The sequence below is a fragment of the Streptomyces sp. NPDC002209 genome, from assembly GCF_042890265.1.
Taxonomy (GTDB): domain Bacteria; phylum Actinomycetota; class Actinomycetes; order Streptomycetales; family Streptomycetaceae; genus Streptomyces.
On sequence record NZ_JBIARX010000003.1, the window covers coordinates 190,805 to 208,007 of the forward strand.

14 protein-coding genes and 1 pseudogene are annotated in these 17,203 nt (G+C 73.4%); all 15 read right to left on the reverse strand.

Annotated elements, in window-relative coordinates; translation table 11 throughout:
- Positions 1–16: 16 nt before the first annotated feature.
- Positions 17–631 (reverse strand): annotated as a pseudogene (locus tag ACFYXK_RS08420) (HAD family hydrolase); the annotation flags it as partial.
- Between the two features lie 137 nt (positions 632–768).
- A complete protein-coding gene (locus tag ACFYXK_RS08425) occupies positions 769–1,704 on the reverse strand; it encodes an ABC transporter ATP-binding protein (protein WP_389410555.1) in 936 nt (311 codons plus the stop codon).
- A 98-nt stretch (positions 1,705–1,802) separates the two neighbouring features.
- On the reverse strand, positions 1,803–2,882 hold the full coding sequence (locus ACFYXK_RS08430; protein WP_389410387.1) for an ABC transporter ATP-binding protein: 1,080 nt from the start codon (positions 2,880–2,882) through the stop codon (positions 1,803–1,805).
- Positions 2,882–3,868: an ABC transporter permease gene (locus ACFYXK_RS08435; RefSeq protein ID WP_389410388.1), complete on the reverse strand. Its 987-nt coding sequence runs from the start codon at positions 3,866–3,868 to the stop codon at positions 2,882–2,884. The genes ACFYXK_RS08430 and ACFYXK_RS08435 overlap by 1 nt, the downstream gene beginning before the upstream one ends.
- Positions 3,865–4,869, reverse strand: coding sequence for an ABC transporter permease (locus ACFYXK_RS08440; protein ID WP_389410389.1), 1,005 nt, complete (start codon positions 4,867–4,869; stop codon positions 3,865–3,867). The genes ACFYXK_RS08435 and ACFYXK_RS08440 overlap by 4 nt, the downstream gene beginning before the upstream one ends.
- A gap of 20 nt (positions 4,870–4,889) precedes the next feature.
- Complete coding sequence (locus ACFYXK_RS08445; RefSeq protein ID WP_389410390.1) at positions 4,890–6,632, reverse strand: ABC transporter substrate-binding protein; 1,743 nt, start codon at positions 6,630–6,632, stop codon at positions 4,890–4,892.
- Between the two features lie 287 nt (positions 6,633–6,919).
- A complete protein-coding gene (locus ACFYXK_RS08450) occupies positions 6,920–7,630 on the reverse strand; it encodes a GntR family transcriptional regulator (protein WP_327361363.1) in 711 nt (236 codons plus the stop codon).
- Positions 7,631–7,685: 55 nt separating this feature from the next.
- Positions 7,686–8,648: an ornithine cyclodeaminase family protein gene (locus tag ACFYXK_RS08455; RefSeq protein WP_389410391.1), complete on the reverse strand. Its 963-nt coding sequence runs from the start codon at positions 8,646–8,648 to the stop codon at positions 7,686–7,688.
- Positions 8,645–9,691 (reverse strand): proline racemase family protein, encoded by a 1,047-nt coding sequence (locus ACFYXK_RS08460; protein ID WP_389410392.1) that lies wholly within the window; start codon positions 9,689–9,691, stop codon positions 8,645–8,647. The genes ACFYXK_RS08455 and ACFYXK_RS08460 overlap by 4 nt, the downstream gene beginning before the upstream one ends.
- The gene (locus ACFYXK_RS08465) at positions 9,688–10,692 is read right to left on the reverse strand and encodes a proline racemase family protein (RefSeq protein ID WP_383509131.1); all 1,005 of its coding nucleotides are present in this window, start codon (positions 10,690–10,692) and stop codon (positions 9,688–9,690) included. The genes ACFYXK_RS08460 and ACFYXK_RS08465 overlap by 4 nt, the downstream gene beginning before the upstream one ends.
- 17 nt (positions 10,693–10,709) lie before the next feature.
- Positions 10,710–11,645, reverse strand: a complete 936-nt coding sequence (locus ACFYXK_RS08470) for a dihydrodipicolinate synthase family protein (RefSeq protein WP_383509134.1) — start codon at positions 11,643–11,645, stop codon at positions 10,710–10,712.
- 76 nt (positions 11,646–11,721) lie between these two features.
- A complete protein-coding gene (locus ACFYXK_RS08475) occupies positions 11,722–13,155 on the reverse strand; it encodes an NAD(P)/FAD-dependent oxidoreductase (protein ID WP_389410393.1) in 1,434 nt (477 codons plus the stop codon).
- Positions 13,136–13,450 (reverse strand): (2Fe-2S)-binding protein, encoded by a 315-nt coding sequence (locus ACFYXK_RS08480; protein ID WP_389410394.1) that lies wholly within the window; start codon positions 13,448–13,450, stop codon positions 13,136–13,138. Before ACFYXK_RS08480 ends, ACFYXK_RS08475 begins: the two co-directional genes overlap by 20 nt.
- A 50-nt stretch (positions 13,451–13,500) precedes the next feature.
- The gene (locus ACFYXK_RS08485; RefSeq protein WP_389410395.1) at positions 13,501–14,652 is read right to left on the reverse strand and encodes an NAD(P)/FAD-dependent oxidoreductase; all 1,152 of its coding nucleotides are present in this window, start codon (positions 14,650–14,652) and stop codon (positions 13,501–13,503) included.
- A gap of 102 nt (positions 14,653–14,754) precedes the next feature.
- Positions 14,755–17,148, reverse strand: a complete 2,394-nt coding sequence (locus ACFYXK_RS08490; protein ID WP_389410396.1) for a collagenase — start codon at positions 17,146–17,148, stop codon at positions 14,755–14,757.
- Positions 17,149–17,203: the final 55 nt, after the last annotated feature.

A 17,203-nucleotide genomic window follows, 5' to 3' on the forward strand; every position in this document is an offset into this window, starting at 1 on the left:
GTGACGTCCCGGTGCGCCCCCGCGCGAAGGCGAGGATCGCCGGCGCCGCCTCGTGCAGGCTGCTGAAATGCCGGTGCACCCCGTCCACCGGCGTCGGCGTGTTGACCCCCCAGACCGTCATCCCGGCCCGCAGCCCCGACTCGACGCCGGACGGCGCGTCCTCGATGACCAGGCAGTCCTGCGGCGCGGCGCCGAGGCGCTCCGCGGCCAGCAGGTAGGGCACCGGCGACGGCTTTCCCTCGGCGACGCAGGCGGCGTCCACGACGACGTCCGGCACCGACAGGCCGGTCCGGGCGAACCGTCCGCGCACCCGGTGCCCGTAGTTCGAGGTCACCAGCGCCCAGCGGCCCTGGGGCAGGCCGGCCAGCATCTCCACCGCGCCGTCGAACGCGGCGTAGACACCGGACCGGACGTCCTCGTCCTCCAGCTCGTGCAGCGCGGCGAGGCAGGCCTGCGGGTCCTGCTCGGGGGCCACCTCCGCGAAGGTCTCCAGGGGACGCGTCCGCAGCGCCACCCGGTGGACGGCGGCGGGGTCGAGCCCGTGGCGCGCCGCCCACGCCTCCCAGACGCGACGCTGGTTGGCGACCGCGTCGATCAGCGTCCCGTCGACGTCGAAGAGGACGTACGGCACCGGGGCGGGACGGGGCGGTCCACTGTTTTCGTCGATCACGCCGCGATCATGTCATCGGCCCGTCGTACCGCGGGTGGCGGGAGGGCCCCGGGCCGATCGTGTCGGCCCGGGGCCCTCCTTCTTCCCCTGGATCCCCGTCAGTCACCGGGGAAGTGGCAGGCCACCTCGCGCGAGGCGGCGATGCGCAGCAGCGGGCGCTCCGTGCGGCAGATCTCCTGCGCCTTCGGGCAGCGCGGGTGGAAGGTGCAGCCCGGGGGCGGTGCGGCCGGGCTCGGCGGGTCGCCGAGCAGCACGATCCGCTCCCGCCGCCGCTCGGCCGCCGGGTCCGGCAGCGGTACGGCGGACAGCAGGGCCCGGGTGTAAGGGTGCTGGGGGTTCTCGTACAGGGCGCGCTTCTCGCCGATCTCGACGATCCGGCCGAGGTACATGACGGCGACCCGGTCGCTGACCCGTTTCACCACGGACAGGTCGTGCGCGATGAACACGTAGGCCAGGCCGAGTTCGCGGCGCAGGCGCTCCATCAGGTTGACGATCTGCGCCTGGACGGAGACGTCGAGTGCGGAGACGGGCTCGTCGGCGACGATCAGCCGGGGGCTGGTGGCCAGCGAGCGGGCGATCCCGATGCGCTGGGCCTGGCCGCCGGAGAACTCGTGCGGGTAGCGGTCGATGTGCTCCGGGATCAGCCCGACCAGCTCCATCAGCTCGGCCGCCCGGCGGCGCGCGTCGGACGCCGACCAGCCCTGCACGAGCAGCGGGTCGGAGATGATCCGGGCCACCGTCTGGCGGGGGTTGAGGGAGGAGTGCGGGTCCTGGAAGACCATCTGGAGGTGGCGGCGCAGCGGACGGAGTCTTCCCTGCGGAAGCCGGGTGATGTCCCGTCCGTCGAACGCGATGCTGCCCGAGGTGGGCTCCAGCAGTCGCACCAGCATCCGGCCGGTGGTGGACTTCCCGCAGCCCGACTCGCCCACCAGGCCGAGGGTTTCGCCCGCCGCGAGATCGAAGGAGATCCCGTCGACGGCGCGCACGGGCGCTCCCCGGCGCCCGGCCCCGGAGCGTCTGCCGGGGAAGGCCATGGTGAGATCCCGTACGGACAGCAGCGGATCGGGCGCCACCGGATCCGTCCCGGCCCGGTCCGGCCGTGCGGTGGTGTCCGGTGGACGGGCCTCTACGGTCATCGGGACGCCTCCGGGGCGGTCGGCGCGGTCAGGGCGGTCGGGGCGGTCGGGGCGGATGCAGTGCCCGGCACGGCGTCCGCCCCCGTGAAATGGCATGCGGCGGTGCGCCCGGCGGCGCCGTAGGGCCGTGGCTCGGGCCGCTCGGTGGCACAGCGGCGCTGCTGCTGCGGGGTGCCCGCCGCGGCGAGGTGGCAGCGCGGTGCGAACGCACAGCCCGGGGCGGGCGCGAGCAGGGAGGGCGGGGAGCCGGGGATGGCCCGCAGGGGCTCGTCGTCGGCGTCGTCCAGCCGGGGCAGCGAATCGAGCAGCCCCCGGGTGTACGGGTGCGCCGGGTCGGCGAACAGTTCGTCGACGCCTGCCTGTTCGGCGGCCCGGCCGCCGTACATGACCAGCACCTCGTGCGCGACGCGGGCGACCACCCCGAGGTCGTGGGTGATCATCACGACGCCGAGGCCGCGCTCCTGCTGGAGCCGGGCGATGAGCTCCAGGATCTGCGCCTGCACGGTCACGTCGAGGGCGGTGGTGGGCTCGTCGGCGATCAGCAGATCCGGTTCGCAGGCCAGCGCCATGGCGATCATCGCGCGCTGGCGCATGCCGCCGGAGAACTGGTGCGGGTACTCCCCGGCCCGGCGGGCCGGTTCCGGGATGCCGACCTCGCCGAGCATGTCGACCGCGCGCCGGCGCGCGGCGGCCCGGCCGGACTTGAAATGGACCCGGAAGTGCTCGGCTATCTGCTCGCCGACGGTGTAGTAGGGGTGCAGGCTGGACAGCGGGTCCTGGAAGATCATGGCCATCTTCCGGCCGCGCAGCCGGGACAGCTCCTTCTCGGACATGCCGGTGAGTTCCTGCCCGGCCAGTGCGATGGAGCCGCCGACCTCGGCGCCCCGGTGCAGGCCCATGACGGCGAGCGAGGTGACCGACTTGCCGGACCCGGATTCACCGACGATGCCGAGGGTCCGCCCGGCCTCCACGGTGAAGCCGAGCGCGTCGACGGCCCGTACGGAGCCGCGCGGGGTGGTGAAGGTGACGTGCAGGTCGCGCACTTCCAGCAGGGGGGCGGCGGCTGGTGCGGCCATCAGTACCTCACCCTCGGGTCGATGACGGCGTACAGGAGGTCGACGACGAGGTTGGCGACGACGATGAAGAAGGCGGCGAGCAGCGTGACCCCGAGGACCACCGGCTGGTCCGAGCTGACGAGGGCTCCGTAGAACAGCCGACCGATGCCCGGGAGCCCGAAGATGGACTCGGTGATGACGGCTCCGGCGAGCAGCCCGCCGAGGTCCATGCCGAAGATCGTGAGGATCGGGGTCATCCCGGAGCGCAGCCCGTGCTTGACGACGACCGTGCGCTCGGGCATGCCCTTGGCGCGGGCGGTACGGATGTACGGCTCGGCCATGGCCTCGATCATCGAGCCCCGGCTCTGGCGGGCGTACATGGCCGCGTAGAGCAGGGCGAGCGCGGTCCAGGGCAGCAGCAGGTTGGCCGCCCAGGCGCCCGGGTTGTCGGTGAAGGCCTGGTAGGTGGGGTAGGGCAGCAGCCCGGCGACGCGGATGACCCCGTAGATGAGCATCACGGAGGTGAAGTAGACGGGCAGCGAGGCGGCGGCGACCGCGCCGACCATCAGGGCCTTGTCGGTGGCGGTGTCCTTGCGCAGGGCCGCGGTGACCCCGGCGCCGAGGCCGAGGACGAGCCACAGCGCGGCGGCGCCGACGGCGAGGGAGGCGGAGACCGGGAGGCGGTCCATCAGCAGGTCCCACACGGGCAGGGAGTTCTCGTACGAGTAGCCGAGGCACGGGAAGTCGCACTGGACGGCGTACTGGCCGGTGCCGAGGGTGCGGCCGGTGAAGATGCCGGTGAGGAAGTCGGCGAACTGCCGCCACACCGGCTGGTCCAGGCCGAGGTACTCCCGTACGTCGGCCAGCCGTTCGGCGCTGCAGGTCTTGCCGCAGGCGGCCGCGGCCGGGTCGGAGGGCAGGACGTAGAAGATGAGGAAGGTGACGGCGGCGATGGCGAGCAGGACGCCCGCGAGGGCGAGCAGCCGGCGCCCGAGGTAGAGGATCACGTGCGGCCGCCCCTCGGGTCGAGGATGTCGCGCAGGGCGTCGCCGAGCAGGGTGAAGGCGAGGACCGCGAGGAAGAGGAAGGTGCTCGGGATGACGAAGTACATGGGGTCGGTCTCGTAGAAGGCGACGGACTCGGCGATCATCTGGCCCCAGGACGGGGTGGGCGGGCGCACGCCCACCCCGAGGTAGCTGAGCGCGGCCTCGGTGCTGATCATGCCGGGGATGAGCAGGGTGGTGTAGGCGATGACCGGGCCGGAGACGCCCGGGAGGATGTCGCGGGTCAGGATCCGCCAGGAGCTCGAGCCGCCGACGCGGGCGGCGTCGACGTACTCGCGGTGTTTGAGGGAGAGGGTCTGGCCGCGGACGACGCGGGCGACGCCGGGCCAGCCGAACAGGCCGATGACGGCGGTCATGAGCACGATCCGGTTGACGTCCTTGGCCACCGACAGCATCGCGATCATGAAGATGAGGGAGGGGAAGGACATGGTCAGGTCCATGAGCCGGGACAGGGCCGCGTCGGTGCGGCCGCCGAAGTAGCCGGCGGCGATCCCGGCGGCGGTGCCGGTGACCACGACGATGGCGGTGGCGGCGAAGGCGATGAGGAGGGAGACCTGGGCGCCGTGGACGACGCGGGCGAACAGGTCGCGGCCGGTGACGGGTTCGACGCCGAGCCAGTGCTCGGGGCTGATCCCGCCGAGGGAGCCGAGGGGCTGGCCGCCGAGGTAGGGGTCGATGGCGGACTTGTCGAACTCCTCGGGGGACCAGCCGCCGAGCGCGCCCAGCCAGGGGGCGGTGGCGGCCATCAGGACGAAGAGGAGGACGACGCAGAGGCTGACGCGGACGGCGGGGCGGCGCCGGAGCTCGCGCCGGGCGAGCTGCCAGGGGCTGCTGCCGGTGGCTGCCGCCGCGGGAGCGCCCTCGGCGGCGCCGGGGGCCGGTGCCCCGCCCGGAGCCGGTGCCGGGGCCGCCTGGCCGCCGGCACCGGGTGCGGTGGTGGTCATGGTGTGGGGGCCCGTCTTCCTCAGCCCTGGCTCTTCGAGGGGTCCTTGAGGCCGACCGTGCCGTAGTCGATGGTGCCGGTCCACACGGGGTGGCCGTAGGCGCCCGCGATGTTGGGGCCGACGAGCAGCGGCTTGCGCTCGAGCAGGATCGGGACGGACGGCGACTTCTTCATGATCTCGGCGTCGAGGTCGATCCAGGCCTGGTTGGCCTGCTTGGCGTCGGCCATGGCGTTGATCTCGTCGATCCGCTTCATGGTGGCCTCGTCGCGGAACTGGCTGTAGTTGCCCTGGTTGCCCTTGTCCTTGATGGTGCGTCCGTCGAAGACGAAGGGGATCCAGGTGGAGCCGGACGGGTAGTCGGGGCACCAGCCGGTGAGGGTCATGTCGGGGGTGGTGGAGAGGTCGCCGATGACGTCGTAGTACGCGCCGGGGTCGACGGTGTCGATGACGACCTCGATGCCTACGCGCGACAGGCCCTGCTGAACGGCCTCGGCCTTGCCCTTGTCGCCGGTGGAGACGGCGAGGGAGACCTTCAGGGTCTCCTTGCCGGCGGCCTTGAGGAGTTCCTTGGCCTTCGCCGGGTCGCCCGCCGGGGCGATCTTCAGGGTGTCGGCCTGCTTGCCGCCGGAGAGCGCCGGGGGCAGGTAGGCGGTGGCGACCTCGTTGAGGGCCGGACCGCCGCCCGCGGTGACGATGGCCTCCTTGTCGACGGCGTACTGGAGGGCCTCGCGGACCTTCGGGTCGTTGAAGGGGGCGCGGGAGTTGTTGAGGTGCAGCATCTCCGTACAGCCCTGGGACTCGGCGAGCAGGCGCGCCTTGACGTCCGGCTTCGGGAGCACCTTGGGGGCGCTCTCGGGACGCATGTCGGCGTACTGGACGGCGGAGCCGTCGGCGCCCTCGCCGGCGATGATGCGGTCGTCGATCTGGCCGCCCTTGAGGCCCATGACCACGACGAACTTGTCGGGGTAGGCCTTTCTGACCGTGTCGGTCTTCGGGTCCCAGTGCTCGTTGCGGACGAGGACGAGCTTCTTGTCGCGGTCGTACGACTCGATCTTGTACGGGCCGGAGGAGAACGGGCGGGCGTCGTACTGGGTGCCCTTCTCCTGGGACTGCGGGACCGGCGCGAAGGTGGGCAGGGTGGCGGTGGCGGAGAACTCGGCCACGGGACGCTTGAGTTCGAAGACGATCGTGCGGTCGTCGGGGGTCCTGACGGAGTCGAGGTGCTGCCCCTGGAGGGGCCCCTTGTAGCCCTCGGTGCCGGCCAGGTACTGGGCGGCGTAGTCGGGGCCGCCGGTGAGGTCGGGGGCGAAGGAGCGCTCGACGTTGTACTTGACGTCCTGCGCCTTGATCGGCGATCCGTCCTCGTACTTCACGCCCTCCTTGAGGGTGAAGGTCCAGGTCTTGCCGCCGTTGGAGGGGGTTCCGAGGTCGGTGGCGAGGTCGGGGACGAGTTCGCTGCCGGCCTTGCCGGGCTCGGCCTTGAAGGTGACGAGCGTGCGGTAGAGGAGGCGGGTGCCGAAGTCCATGGTCGGCATGACCCAGTTGCGGGCGGGGTCGAGGTGGGCGAAGTCCTGGTTGGACAGGACGGTCAGCGTCCCGCCCTTGACCGGGGTGCCGCCGAGCACCTTGCCGTCGTTGGCGGCGGCGGGGTTGCCCGCTCCGGCGCCGGTGGAGCCCTTCTTGGGGTCGGAGCAGCCCGAGGCACCCAGTGCGAGTGCGGCCACCAGGGCGGTGGCGAGGGCGAGTTGGGTGCGCTTGGTCATGGGTCACTCCAGTGAAGGGCCGCGCTCTATGATGTGACCGGTAACATAGTAATGTGAAATTGCACTGACAAGAGGTTGGTGCCGCCGTTACCCAGCCGTGTCCAAGTCCGGCCCCTCGAACGGGAGTCGAGGCCGTCGGACAGCCGCCCGGGTGCGGCGACCACCCGACGACGCGCAGCGCCAGGCGGTCGACGGTCGTCATCCCGTCACCACCTGGCGCTGCGCATCACGACGAACGGCTGAGCGTCACCCGCTCCCGCCGGGGATCAGCTCAATGCGGAGACGACCTAGACGCCCGAGCCGAGGCCCCCCGGAGTGCGGCCCACCGGCTCGTCGCGGCCCTGGGCCCACAGGGAGCGGACGTGCCCGAGGTGGCGGACCATGCAGGCCTCCGCAGCCTCCGCGTCCCCGGCGATCATCAGGTCCAGCAGCTCGATGTGCTCCTCGGCGGAGGAGACCAGCTTCCCGGCCTCGTCCAGGCCCGTCAGTCCGTACAGCCGCGAGCGCTTGCGCAGGTCGCCGACCGTCTCCACCAGCCGGTCGTTGCCCGCCAGGGCGAGCAGCGAGAGGTGGAAGCGACGGTCCGCCTCCAGGTAGCCGATGAGGTTGTGCTCGCGGGCGCTGGTGACGATCTCCTCCGCGATGGGGCGCAGCGCCTCGAGCTGCTCCGCCGTGGCGATCTTCGTGATCCGGCCGATGGTCGGGACCTCGATCATCGTGCGCAGTTCGGTGTACTGGTCCAGGTCGCGCTCGCTGACCTCGGTGATCCGGAAGCCCTTGTTGCGGACGGGTTCCACCAGGCCCTCGCGGGCCAGGTCGAGCATCGCCTCGCGGACGGGCGTTGCGGAGACCCCGAGTTCGGCGGCCAGGCCGGGCGCCGAGTAGACGCTGCCGGGGCGCAGTTCGCCCGCTATCAGGGCTGCTCGAAGGGCGTGGCCGACCTGGTCGCGGAGCCGTTCCTGAGCCTTGATGAGACTGTGCTGCTTCAGGTCACCCATTGCTGTTCCTCCGAACCCCTGTGCACCACCGAGTGCAGAGGAACAGCGTACAATGTCACGTTGCGCTTATTCCCCGGGCGGCGGTGTCCCCGGCGGCGCGATACATCGCCACCGCCACAGCGAGATCTTCCCAGGCCATGCCCACGCTCTTGAAGAGCTGTGGACAACTCGGAGGTCCGGCCGCCGGCATCCGGCCCGTCACCAGGTCGGCCAGGGTTCCGCTGATGTGACCGGGTCCGATGGCCCCCTCCGCCTCCGGCACCAGCAGGTCCCCCGCCTCGCGCAGCGCCGCCGCCCGCGACTCCACGTACACCGCCGACCGCCGCACGAGCGCGGTGTCGGTCTCCCGGGCGTCCGGCTCGTGGGAGCCGACGGCCACGACCGTCGCGCCCGGGGCCACCAGGCGCCCGTCGAAGAGGGGTTCGCGGGCCGTGGTGCAGCACAGCACCAGGTCCGCGCCGGCCACGTCCGCCGGGCTGCCCGTCCGGGCCTCGACCCCGAGGGTGCGGGCGTGCTCCGCCAGTTTCTCCGCGGCGACCGGATTGCGGGCGACGACCACGGCCTGCGCCAACTCCCGTACGGCCCGCACGGCTTCGAGGTGCCCGTACGCCTGCGGGCCGGCGCCGAAGAGCACCAGCCGCAGGGCCCGCCCGGCCGGCGCGAGGTGGCGCAGGGCGAGCGCCGAGACCGCCGGGGTGCGCAGGGCGGTCAGCGCCGCGCCGTCGAACAGGGCCAGCGGGCGCAGGGTAGGGCTGTCCAGCAGCAGGTACGAGCCGGTGATGCGGGGCAGGCCGAGAGCCGGATTGCCGGGCGCCACACCGGCGATCTTCACCCCGGCGTACGCCCCCGCCGCGGCCGGCATCAGCAGCAGCTCGCCGCCGCCCGGCACGGGGACGGACGAACGCTGCGGACAGGCCTCCGGGTCCAGCCCGGCCCGCAGTACTCCGGCCAGTGCGTCGGCGGCTGCGGCCGGGGTGAGCAGCGCCGCCGTCTCCTCGGCCTCGAACTGCGGGATCACAGCAGGAATCCGGGGCCGAGGGCGTCCTGCGGATCCAGCAGGAAGGTGTGCTCGCCGGTGCGGTACGCCGTGCCGGTGACCTCCGTGACGAGGCCGTCGCGGGAGCCCCCCGCCGCCACCCGGCCGGTGAACACCGTGCCGGCCACCGACTCGTGGAGCAGGTCCTCGCCCGCCCCGAGCCGCCCGTCCTCCGCGAGCAGCACGAGGCGCGCCGAGGTTCCCGAGCCGCACGGCGAGCGGTCGATCTGCCCGTCGGCGAACACGGTGACATTGCGCTGGTGCGGCCCGAAGGGCGTGTCGGGCAGTTCCTCGTGGAGGATCACCCCGTAGACCCCGGAGAGCAGGGGCCCGCCGGGGTGCCAGGTCCCCGGGTGGGTGGCCAGCGCGGCCCGGATCTCCTGCCCGGCCCGGACGAGTTCGGGCAGCGCGGCCCGGGAGACCTCCAGGCCGAGGTCCCGGGCGGCGACGGACGCGTAGCAGGCGCCGGCGTGCGCGAGGTCCACCTCCGCCATGCCCAGGGTGGTCGCCACCGGCACCTTGCGGGCGCCGACCCGGGCGGGGACGCCCCGGAAGGTGACCCCGGTGGTGCGGCCGCCGCTGCGGTGCACGGTCGCGGCGACCCGGCCCGAGGGCACGTCGATCCGCACCTGTGCGTCCCCGTCGTCCGGGGCGGCGACGCGCCCGGTGGCCACGGCCCAGGCGCCGAGGGCCATCGTGCCGTGGCCGCAGGCGGTGGAGTAGCCGTCCTTGTGCCAGAACAGCACGCCGAAGTGGGCCCCGTCGTCGTCCGGGGGCACGACGAACCCGCCGTACATCCCGGCGTGTCCGCGCGGCTCCTGCACGAGGAGCCTGCGTACGTCGTCCAGCGGGCTCCGGCGCGGGGCCGTGCCGGAGCCGCCGGGACCGATGGCGGTGGCGCAGCGCTCGGCGACGGTGTCCCCGGGTACGGGCGGCAGGCCGGCCGCGGCGACGTCGACGATCCGGAAGGGCTCCCCGGCCGTGTGGTAGTCGACCGTGCGTACGACGGCGCTCGCGCCGCTCACAGCAGGAACCCTGCGGGGAACGGGTCGGACGGGTCGAGGAAGTACTGGGCGGTGCCGGTGATCCATGCCCGCCCGGTGACGGTGGGGACGACGGCGGGGAGCCCGCCCACCGTGGTCCGCCCGATCAGCCGGCCGGTGAACTCGGTGCCGATGAAGGACTCGTTGACGAAGTCCGCGCCGAGCTCGAGGAGGCCGCGGGCGTGCAGCTGGGCCATGCGCGCGCTGGTGCCCGTACCGCAGGGCGAGCGGTCGAACCAGCCGGGGTGGATGGCCATGGCGTGCCGGGAGCGGCGGGCGTCGGAGCCGGGGGCGGCGAGGTAGACGTGCTTGACGCCGGCGATGGAGGGGTTCTCGGGGTGGACGGGCCGGTCGCCGGAGGCGTTGATCGCGTCCATGACGGCGAGTCCGGCGGCGAGCAGTTCGTCCTTGCGGTCCCGGTCGAAGGGGAGCCCGAGGGAGTCGAGGTCGACGAAGGCGTAGAAGTTGCCGCCGTAGGCGAGGTCGTAGGTGACCGTGCCGTGGCCGGGGACTTCGGCCTTCAGGTCCAGTCCGACGCAGAAGGAGGGGACGTTGGTGAGGGTGACGGCGGTGGCCGCCCCGTCCTCGACCCGGACGTCCACGCTCACCAGCCCGGCCGGGGTGTCGAGCCGGACGGTGGTGACCGGCTCGACGACCTCCACCATGCCCGTCTCCACCAGGACGGTGGCGACCCCGATGGTCCCGTGCCCGCACATGGGGAGCAGGCCCGACACCTCGATGTAGAGCACGCCGAAGTCGGCGTCGGGCCGGGTGGGGGGCTGGAGGATGGCGCCGCTCATCGCGGAGTGGCCGCGCGGCTCGTACATGAGCAGGGTCCGGACGTGGTCCGTGTGCTCGATGAAGTGGAGCCGTTTCTCGGCCATGGTGGCGCCGGGGATCACCCCGACGCCGCCGGTGATCACCCGGGTCGGCATGCCCTCGGTGTGCGAGTCCACCGCGTGGTAGATGTGGCGCGTACGCATTCCTGTTCCCCCCGTGACTAGTTGAGGCCCTCGGCGAGGGCCTTCTCGGTGGCGGCGCGGACGGCCGCCTCGGTCTCCCCGGTCAGGGGGAAGCGGGGCGGGCGGGTGGCGCCGCCGGGGCGTCCGGCGAGGTCCATGGAGAGCTTGATGGCCTGGACGAACTCGGTCTTGGAGTCCCAGCGCAGCAGGGAGTGCAGCGACTTGTACAGCGGCAGTGCGGTGGCGAGGTCGCCGGCGACGGCGGCCCGGTAGAGCTCGGCGCAGGAGCGCGGCAGCGCGTTGGGGTAGCCGGCGATCCAGCCGACCGCGCCGGCGAGGGCGAGTTCGAGGAGGACGTCGTCGGCGCCGATGAGCAGGTCGAGGCCGGGGGCGAGTTCGGCGATCTCGTAGGCGCGGCGGACGTCCCCGCTGAACTCCTTGACGGCGACGATGCTGCCGTCGCCGTGCAGGCGGGCGAGGAGGGCGGGGGTCAGGTCCACCTTGGTGTCGATGGGGTTGTTGTACGCGACGACGGGCAGCCCGGCGCGGGCGACCTCGGCGTAGTGGGCGCGTACGGCCTGCTCGTCGGCCCGGAAGGCGTTGGGGGGCAGCAGGAGCACGGAGCCCGCCCCGGCCTCGGCGGCCTGGTCGGCCCAGCGGCGGGCCTCGGCGCTGCCGTAGGCGGCGACGCCGGGCATGACGCGGCCGCCGTCACCGCCGGCCGCCTCGACGGCGGTGCGGACGACGCGGGCCCGCTCCTCGTCGGTGAGGGTCTGGTACTCCCCGAGGGAGCCGTTGGGCACCACGCCGTCGCAGCCGTTGGCGATGAGCCAGGCGACGTGCTCGGCGTAGGCGTCGTAGTCGACGCCGAGGTCCTCGCGCAGGGGCAGCGCGGTGGCGACCATGATGCCGTGCCAGGGGCGGGTGCGGGTGTCCGTACCGGTGGTGGGCGCGGGGGTGTGCGCGTCGGTCATGTGAGAGCTCCCTAGAGTGGTGTGTGACATTTTACTAGTGGGTGCGAGGTGGCCACAAGGGCTCCGGCCGGGTGGATCAGCCGTCCGCCGGGGGCAGTTCGGCCAGGAGGCGCAGCGGGACCGGACAGGACAGCGGCCGCCGGTCGGGGGCGGGCTCTCCCCCTGGGCCTGACGGCCCGGGAGGTACCCCCACCCCGGCCAGGGCGGCGACGGCCGGACCGCACATCCGGCCCTGGCACCAGCCCATTCCGGCCCGGGTCAGGAGTTTGACCGTACGGGCGTCCCGGGCGCCGAGGCCGGCGACCGCCTCGCGGATCCGGCCGGCCGGGACCTCCTCGCAGCGGCACACGTCGGTGTCGTCGCACAGCCAGTCGGTCCAGCCGGCGCCCGGGCGGTGGGCGGCGCCCATGGCCCCGGCGAACGCGCGCAGGCGCGCGCGGCGGCGGCCCAGGGCGGCCGGGACGGGCCGGCCGGCGATGGCGTGGGCGGCGATCTCCCCTTCGATCAGGGCCAGTTGGGCACCACCGATGCCGCCGGTCTCACCGGCGGACCAGATGCCGGGGACGGAGGTCCGCTGCTCGGCGTCCAGCGCCAGGGCGGCGGTGGCGTCGGCGCTGCGGCGGGTGGCGCAGCCGAGGCCGGTCGCCAGCTCCAGTTGGGGGACGAGCCCGTGGCCGACGGCGAGGGCGTCGCACGGGATCCGGCGGGCGGTGCCGGGCACGGGCCGCCAGTCCCGGTCCAGGCGGGCCACGGTGACGGCCTCGACGCGGTCGGTGCCGTGGGCGGCGGTCACGGCGTGCCGGGTCAGCAGCCGGATGTGGCGGCGGAGCAGGGCGCTGCCGTACGTGGCGGCCTCGGCGAGCTTGCCGGGGTTGCGCAGCAGGGCGGGGACGTGGCCGGCGTAGCCGCCGTACGCGGCGGCTTCGACGACGGCCGGCACCCGGGCCCCGGCGGCGGCGAGCGACCCGGCGACGGCCAGCAGCAGCGGCCCGCTCCCGGCGACGACGACCCGCCTGCCCGGCAGTACGAGCCCGCTCTTGAGCATGGCCTGCGCCCCGCCGGCCCCTACCACCCCGGGCAGGGTCCAGCCGGGGAAGGGCAGTTGCCGCTCGTAGGACCCGGTGGCGAGGAGGACGGCCCGGGCGTGCAGGGTGGCGGCCGCCTCGTCGGGGCCGGCGACGGCGTGCAGGGTCCAGGCGGGGCCGTCCGGCACGACGGTCCACACGTGGTGGGCCGGGAGGTACGTGATCCGGCCGGCCTCCTCGTGGGCCCGCAGGGCGGCTTCGCGGGAGGCGAAGGCGGCCCACCCGTGGTGCAGGGCTTCGGGACGGTCCGCCCCGAGCCCCGGCGCGGGGTGGCGGTAGTACTGCCCGCCGGGCCGCTCCCCCGCGTCCAGGAGGGTGACCCGCAGCCCGAGCCCGGCGGCGGTGACGGCGGCGGCGAGCCCGGCGGGGCCCGCACCGACGATCGCCAGGTCGGACGGGGCGGTGTCAGACGCCGAGCTCGGCATGACCGGTTCCCTCCTGGGTGGTGACGGTGTCCCCGGGGCGGGCGGGGACGAGGCAGGCGCGCTGGTTCGGGCGGCCGTTGACGGTGACGAGGCAGTCGTAACAGCTGCCGATCCCGCAGAACGCCCCGCGGGGGGCGCCGCCTTCGCGGGTGGTCCGCCAGGCGAGGATCCCGGCGCCCCACAGCACGGCGGCGATGCTCTGGCCCGCCTGGGCGGTGAGCTCGCGCCCGTCGAAGCGGAGCACGTACGTGGTTTCGGGGGCTCCTCCGACGAGGGTGCGCGGGGTCTGGCTCATCGGCGGTTCTCCTTGGGCGTGTTGCAGGTGGCGGGCCGGCGCCGGGGCCGTCATCGGGCTGCGTCCCCGGCAAAGCGGGCCGGGTGGAACGGGGCCGAGGGGAGCGGGGGTTCAGTGCCCGTCAGGGCGGCGGCGATCAGGACGCCCGTGGCCGGCGCCAGGCCGATGCCCGCGCCCTCGTGGCCGCAGGCGTGCAGCAGCCCCGGGACCCGGGGGTCCGGGCCGATCGCCGGGAGGTGGTCCGGAAGGTAGGGGCGGAAGCCGTGGTAGGTGCGCAGGATCCGGGCGTCCGCCAGGACGGGGAACAGGGCCGCCGCCTGTGTCGCCAGGCGGCGCAGGGCCTCCACCGACAGGGACCGGTCGAAGCCGACCCGCTCCCGGGTGGCCCCGATCAGCACCGGGCCCGACGGGGTGCCCTCCACCACCGCCGAGGACTGGAGCGCCGCCGAGCCGCTCGCGACGTCCGCGATGTAGTCGGCGGCGTAGACCTTGTGCCGGACCACCCTCGGCAGCGGCTCCGTCACCAGGACGAACCCGCGGCGCGGGAGCACGGGCAGGGACACCCCGGCCAGCTCCGCGATGCGGCCGCCCCAGGTCCCGGCCGCGTTCACCACGGCCGGGGCGAGGAGTTCACCACCGCGCGTGCGCACCCCGCGGACGCCCCCGGGCCCCGTCAGGATCCCGGTCACCTCCTCCCCCAGGTGCACCGAAGCCCCCGAGGCGGCGAGCAGCCTGGCCGCCGCCTGGGCCGGCTGGACCTGGGCGTCCTGCGGGTACAGGAACCCCCCGGCCGGCCCCGGGGCCAGATGGGGCTCCAGCTCGCGGAGGTCGCGGGCCCCCGCCTCGAGGGCTTCGACCCCGGCGGCGCGCTGGCCCTCGGCGAAATCTCGCAGCGCCTTCAGCGAAGCCTCGTCCGGGGCGACGACGAGCCCGCCCTTGGCCTCGTACTCGATCTCCTGCGGGAGGACCGCGGCGAGTTCGCGCCACAGGCCGGCCGACAGCAGGGCCAGGTCGAGCTCCGGGCCCGCCTCCTTGTCGGAGACGAGCAGGTTGCCTTCCCCGGCTCCCGTCGTGCCGCCCGCGACGGGGCCGCGGTCGACGACAGCCACGGAGAGTCCGGAGCGGGCCGCGTAGTACGCGATCGCGGCTCCGACGACGCCGGCGCCGATGATCACGACGTCCAGGGGATGTCTCTTGGGCACGGCAGTAATATGTCACATTCTTTAGTCGGTGCCTAGGTCGGCCGGCCGGTCCGCGGGCCGGTCCCTCCCCCCGTTGCGGAAGGGACCGGCCCGGTCGTCGGATCAGCTGCGCAGCGGGCCCTCACAGGTGTAGCCCGACGTCCCCGCCCGGTGGTCGGTCCAGATCTCCACGGGGCCGAAGGAGCAGTTCATGTCGGCCAGGTTGTTGGAGGCCGCGCCCGCCCGGTCGAGGATGAAGTAGTCCACCGTCTCCGACATGTCCTTGAAGTTCTGGTCGTCGCTGCGCCAGTTCTTCAGGTTCGCGGTGATCCGGCCGGTACAGGTGAACCGGCGCTTGCCCGGGTCCCCGTTCTCCACGCAGTCCGGGGTGTTGTACGTGGCCGTCGCGAAGGCCGACTTCACGTTCGCCAGCGCGGAGTCGCGCAGCTTGTCGTTGGGCGTGAAGACCGTGTTCGGCACGTAGAGCTGGTCGACCTTGGCGATCTGCGCGTCCAGGAAGCGGTCGTAGTCGCGCTGGAGGTAGGTGTCGGCGCCCATCCGGTGACGCCACGCGTCGTAGCCGGCGACGTCGTTTGCCCGCAGGTGGGTGTACATCTCGCGCAGCAGCGAGGGCTTCTCGGTCCACAGGAACTCGAAGAACGTGCCCGCGTAGTTGTAGAAGCGGAAGCCGTCGCCGTCGTACGTGGCGTTCAGCAGCTGCTCGACCGACATCCGCGGGCCGCCGCCGGCGGTGTCGTTGATGATGCCCTTGACCAGGGACTTGCGGACGGCGATGCCGTTGTCGCGGGTGGCGCCGTCGAAGAACTCGGCGGTGCCCTCGTCCATGGCGGTGGTGCGGTCGCCCTCGTACCAGGGGCCCTCGCCGAAGAACCCGGGGACGGCGAACCGGCCGTTGAGGTAGTGCGTGTACTCGTGGCGGAAGAGCTCCTCGAGGGTCAGGGAGGAGTCCTGCGGGACGCGCCGCTGGTACGTGTAGAAGGTGGCGCCGTTCTCGATGTACATGCCGCCGTTGCTGGTCCCGTAGCCGTACAGCATCGTCTGGTAGGTCACGTAGTCGGCGCGGGAGGCGTACAGCACGATGTTCAGCGTGGTGTTGGGGTCGCCGGCCAGCGGCTGGTCGGTCCCGAGCACCCGGTGGAACTGCGTCTTGACCTGCTTGCTCGCGTAGTACAGCTGGTCGACGGTGGCCCGGTCGAGGGCCGTGCGGACCTTGATGGCGCCGCTGTCGTAGGTGTAGGTGTTCGGGAAGAGCATCTTCTCGATGTCCTCCTTGCACACCCCGTACTGCTTGCACGCGTTGTAGGTGTTCAGCCAGGAGACGATCTTGGCCCACTGCTCGCTGCCGTTGCCCCACCCGGCCTTGACGGGCTCCAGGAGGGCTCCGAGGTCGGCGGCGATCTGGTCCTGGAGGCCGTCGATCTGGCCGAAGCGCCCGTACTCGCCGAGCGCGTCGCGGGCCGTCCAGTCGTTGGCGGTGCCCTTGAGGTGGGTGTATCCGGCGAAGGCCTTGAAGGCGGCCCGGTAGGAGGGGTCGGCCTTGGCCGCGGCCTGGAAGGCGCTGTCCTGGTTGCCCGGGTACACGCCGAGGTAGTTGACGGTGAGGGCGGCGAGGGCCGCGCCGCCCCAGGCCGCGTCGGTGTTGGTCGCGGCGTGCGACGCGTCCAGGGTGGCCAGGACCTTCTTGATCAGCCCGAGCTGGGTCTGGCGCATGCCGGGGCCGGTCGCGTAGAGGGCCTCGCGCAGGGTGCGGGCGTTGGAGGCGGTGGCGTCGAAGGAGCGGGCCGCATTGCCGAAGTCGGTGACGGCCTTGCTCATGACGCCGGCGGTCGCGGCGTCGGTGAGGTCGATCTCGGAGCGCGAGAAGTCGTGGTACACGGCCGCGTGCAGGTACGTGAACATCTCCTCCAGGTGCGAGGAGCCCCGGCCGTCGTGGGCGGCGGCCAGGCCGGATATCCGGCGGGAGACGGCCTGGACGTGCGCGTCGGACATGACGGGAGCCAGTCGGGCGTCCCAGGTCCAGATCAGCCCGCGCAGACAGCCGTCGGCGGTGACGGCCGGGTCGGCCAGGAAGTCGGCGAGCTGCTCGGGGGTCAGGCCCGTGATCCCGTCGAGGGTGCAGGGGACGCCCGCGGCGACGCTCTGCGCGGTGGGCGCGGCCTGGGCGGCGGCGAGCTTGCGGCTCTTCTCGGCGCGCTCGGTGCGCCCGGCGGGAGCGGTGGCGGCCGGGGCGGCCCCGGGGACGCGGCCGTCCGCGGCCAGCCCGCCGGGAGCCTGGGCCGTGGCGGGCGCGGCCTCCTTGGGCGAGGCGAGGTGGTCGACCTCGTCGAAGGGGTTCGGGGCGGGCGCACCCGAGGTGAAGGTGCCGGGCACGGCGGCGGGGGCGGCGAGCGCGGGCCGCTCGGCGGTCTGGGACACGGCCTGGCCCGCGGAGGCGAGCAGAGTCACCGCGACGGCGGCGGAGAGGAGAGACGTACGCACAGCTCTGTGCTGAGACACCAAAGACTCCTGGTTGGGAGGGGAGGTGGGGGAAGTGGTGCGTGAACTGCCCTGC